General features: G+C 70.2%; 4 protein-coding genes. All 4 read left to right on the top strand.

The window, feature by feature from the left end:
- Positions 1-511, top strand: a 511-nt coding sequence (locus tag ACNPM4_RS12570; RefSeq protein ID WP_448985910.1) for a LuxR C-terminal-related transcriptional regulator, incomplete at its 5' end; no start/stop codon positions are given.
- Positions 512-618: 107 nt separating this feature from the next.
- Positions 619-1,380 carry an ABC transporter ATP-binding protein gene (locus ACNPM4_RS12565; protein ID WP_029261819.1) on the top strand — a complete coding sequence of 254 codons (762 nt, stop codon included), beginning with the start codon at positions 619-621 and terminating at the stop codon, positions 1,378-1,380.
- Positions 1,377-2,837, top strand: a complete 1,461-nt coding sequence (locus tag ACNPM4_RS12560; protein ID WP_448985909.1) for an ABC transporter permease — start codon at positions 1,377-1,379, stop codon at positions 2,835-2,837. Before ACNPM4_RS12565 ends, ACNPM4_RS12560 begins: the two co-directional genes overlap by 4 nt.
- 18 nt (positions 2,838-2,855) lie before the next feature.
- Complete coding sequence (locus ACNPM4_RS12555) at positions 2,856-3,515, top strand: 2-phosphosulfolactate phosphatase (protein WP_448985908.1); 660 nt, start codon at positions 2,856-2,858, stop codon at positions 3,513-3,515.
- The last annotated feature ends 48 nt before the right edge of the window (positions 3,516-3,563 follow it).

Below are 3,563 nucleotides of genomic sequence, written 5' to 3'. Positions count from 1 at the left end.
CGGCCGTGCCACGCGGCCCGACGTGGTGCTGATGGACATCCGGATGCCGGTCATGGACGGACTCACGGCGACCGCCGAGATCCTCACCCGGCCGGAGCCTCCCCGCATCGTCATGCTCACGACGTTCGACCTCGACGAGGCTGCGGCCCGAGCGATCCGGCAGGGGGCCAGCGGATTCCTCCTGAAGGACGCCGATCCGGAGTTCCTGCTCGCCGCGATCCGCACCGTGCATTCCGGGTCGAGCGTGATCGCCGCCTCGGCGACGCGCGACCTGTTCGCGCACTTCGCCGAGGCACCCAAACCCGTCCCGCCGCAGTACACCACGCTCACCGACAGGGAGAAGGAGATCTTCGCGCTCGCGGCTCGTGGCCTGTCGAATGCCGAGATCGCGGGCCGGGAATACCTGAGTGAGGCGACAGTGAAGACGCACATCAGCCGGATCCTCACGAAGCTCGCGCTTCGCGACCGGGTGCAGCTGGTGGTCTTCGCCTTCGAGCACGGCCTCGCCTGACCGCCGATCGACCGGGGAAGGGCCGAGTGCGGATCATCCCTGCGATGTACGCGGATGCTCCGGCCGGGCGATGACCGGCGCGGGGCCGCGGAAATAGCGTCGAAGGCATGGAGATCACGACCACCGACCTGGGGCTCGCCGCCCGCGTCCAGCACCTGAAGAAGACCTACGGCTCGGGCGAAGGCACCGTCCGTGCGCTCGATGACGTCAGCGTCGGCATCCGTCGCGGACAGTTCACCGCGATCATGGGCCCATCCGGTTCCGGCAAGTCCACGCTGATGCACATCATGGCGGGGCTCGACAGCCCGACGGAGGGGCGCGCGTGGATCGGGGACACCGAGATCACCGGCCTCGGTGACATCGACCTGACGATCCTGCGCCGCCGCCGCGTCGGTTTCATCTTCCAGGCGTTCAACCTGGTGCCCACTCTCGACGCGTTGGGGAACATCATGCTCCCGTTCGAGCTCGACGGCCGTCGGCCGAGCGCGATCGAGCGGGCGCGCATCGACGGACTGATCGAGACGCTCGGACTCGGCTCGCGCCTCAACCACCGCCCGCATCAGTTGTCGGGCGGACAGCAGCAGCGTGTGGCCATCGCCCGCGCCCTCGCCACCGCCCCCGACCTGGTGTTCGCGGATGAGCCCACCGGCAACCTCGACTCCAAGACCGGGCGCGAGGTGCTGCGTCTGCTCGCCACCGCGAGCCGCGAGCACGGGCAGTCCATCGCGATGGTGACGCACGACGCGATCGCGGCGAGCCATGCCGACCGCGTGCTCTACCTCGGAGACGGTCGGATCGTCGCCGACCACCCGCGCCAGACCGCGGAGGAGATCTCCGCCTACATGCTCGCTGCCGAGGTGGCGGCATGACCGCCGTCGCCACGGTCGTCCCCGAGACGCGGGCGACCGGTCCTCGACTGGCCTGGCTGCGCGACCGGGGCATGGGCGCCAGCATCCTCGTCGCCGCGCTCTCGGCCGCGTTCGGTGTGCTCCTCGTAGAGATCACGGCATACATCGGTGCGGTCCTGCAGGCCGACCCCTTCATCGGAGACAGTGAGACGCTCGCGTTCGTGGTCGCGCTGCTGTCGGTGCTGCTCACCGTGGTCGCGATGTACGTGGCCGCGATCGTCACGGCGAACACCTTCTCGACGATCATCGCCGGACGCACGCGGCAGATCGCGCTCATGCGTCTGATCGGGGCGACCGCGCGCTCGCAGCGGGCTCAGGTCGGACGACAGGGTCTCGTCGTCGGTGTCCTCGGCGCCGCGATCGGCCTGCTCGCCGGGCTCGTGCTGGCGGTGATCGGTGTGCAGATCGGGTCGCAGCTGATCGAGAACACCCCGGCGTCCTTCTCGCTCGCACAGCCGTTCGTCGCCTTGCCCGCGATCGGTGTCGCACTCACGACCTGGGCCGCCGCCTGGGCCGGTTCCCGGCGGGTGCTCTCGGTGACCCCGCTGCAGGCACTGGGCGGCTCCGTCGAGCGGACCCACGACGAGGTATCCGGCAAGGCCGGACGGCACGTCGGTGCCTGGATCCTGCTGATCACCGGAGCCGTGCTCCTCGCCGCGGGCGTGGTCGTCGGACTTCTGACTCCGCTCGGCGTCGTCATCGCCTTCTTCGGCGGTGTGCTGTCCTTCACCGGGCTCGCTCTCGGATCCGTGCTGTTCATGCCGCCGGTGCTGCGCCTGGTGGGCCGGATGTTCGGCTCGAGCGCGACCGCGCGCCTCGCTGCCGAGAACGCGCTGCGCTATCCGGAGCGATCGTCTCGCATGGCGATCGGCGTGGTGATGGGTGTGACCCTGGTGACGATGTTCGCCGTCGCGCTCGAGTCCGCGAAACGTCTGATGATGAGTCAGGTGACCGGCGAGATCCCCGAGGAGTTCTTCGCCCCGTTCGACGCGTTCGCCGCGATCATGATGGTACTGGTTGCCGTCTCCGCGGTCATCGCGGCCGTCGGCCTCGTCAACCTGCTCACGATCGGCGTGGTGCAGCGTCGCCGCGAGCTCGGACTGCTGCGCTCGATCGGGCTGTCGAACCGTCAGGTGCGTCGCATGGTGCTGCTCGAGGCCACGCACATCACGGTGGCCGCGACGCTGACCGGTCTCGTGCTGGGCGTCACGTATGGGTGGATCGCGGCACAGTCGCTGCTCGGCTCGGTGCCGACCCTGCCGGAGTTCACTCCTGCCGGGCTCGTGGCCCCGCAGATCCCGTGGATCCCCGTCGCCATCATCGTCGTCGCCACGGCGGTGCTCACGCTGGTCGCTGCTGCCACACCCACGCGACTGGCCACTCGGGTGGCGCCGGTCGAAGCGCTCGCGGCCGACTGACGGCTCTAGGCTTGTCGGATGCCGTCGCCGTTCGATCAGTCCACGTATCAGGTCCGTCTCGACTGGGGCACGGCGGGTCTCGCCCGTCTCGCACCCGCCGACATCGTCGTGGTCGTGGACGTGTTGCGATTCTCGTCCACGGTGATCGATGCCGCCGTCACCGGGACCGAGGTGACTCTGGCCGAGGCCGAGGGATGGTCGCGTAACGGCGCCGCCGTCGCCGCCGCGGCCTCCGCGGACGCGACCGTCCTCGTCGGCGGCATCCGCAACGCCTCGGCTGTCGCCCGCGCGGTGCAGACCGTGCAGGAGCGTCGACAGGCGCGCACCTCGGTGGCGGTCATCGCCGCAGGAGAGGTCGATGCCGGGGGTGTGCTGCGGTTCGCGGTCGAGGATCAGCTCGGCGCGGGGGCCGTCATCCTGGCGCTCTCGGATCGGGGCATCGATCACACGTCGCCGGATGCGGCGGTCGCCGCCGAGGGCTTCCGCGCGCTCCGCGGTGCGCTGCGGCACATGATCGGCGCGAGCGGGTCGGGGCGCGAGCTCGCCGATGGTGTGGCCTCCACCGCTCGTATCGACGCATCCGGCCTGACGCCGACATCGACGACGGATGCCGCCGTGCTCGACGCGGTCGACGTCGTCCCCGTCTTGCGCGAGGGGTCGTTCACCCGGTTCGAGTGAGCCGCGCCGCTCGGGCGGACGTCTCCCCCTGGGGCGGATGCTCGTCGT

It is taken from the genome of Microbacterium umsixpiens, from assembly GCF_053543675.1.
The sequence above is the reverse complement of the archived record's forward strand: the minus strand, read 5'-3'. Positions and strand labels throughout refer to the sequence as shown.

What these genes read in the sequence shown, in the direction of transcription:
- ACNPM4_RS12565 (WP_029261819.1), top strand. Translation starts at nt 619, where the DNA reads ATGGAGATCACGACCACCGACCTGGGGCTCGCCGCCCGCGTCCAGCAC.
- ACNPM4_RS12560 (WP_448985909.1), top strand. Translation starts at nt 1,377, where the DNA reads ATGACCGCCGTCGCCACGGTCGTCCCCGAGACGCGGGCGACCGGTCCT.
- ACNPM4_RS12555 (WP_448985908.1), top strand. Translation starts at nt 2,856, where the DNA reads ATGCCGTCGCCGTTCGATCAGTCCACGTATCAGGTCCGTCTCGACTGG.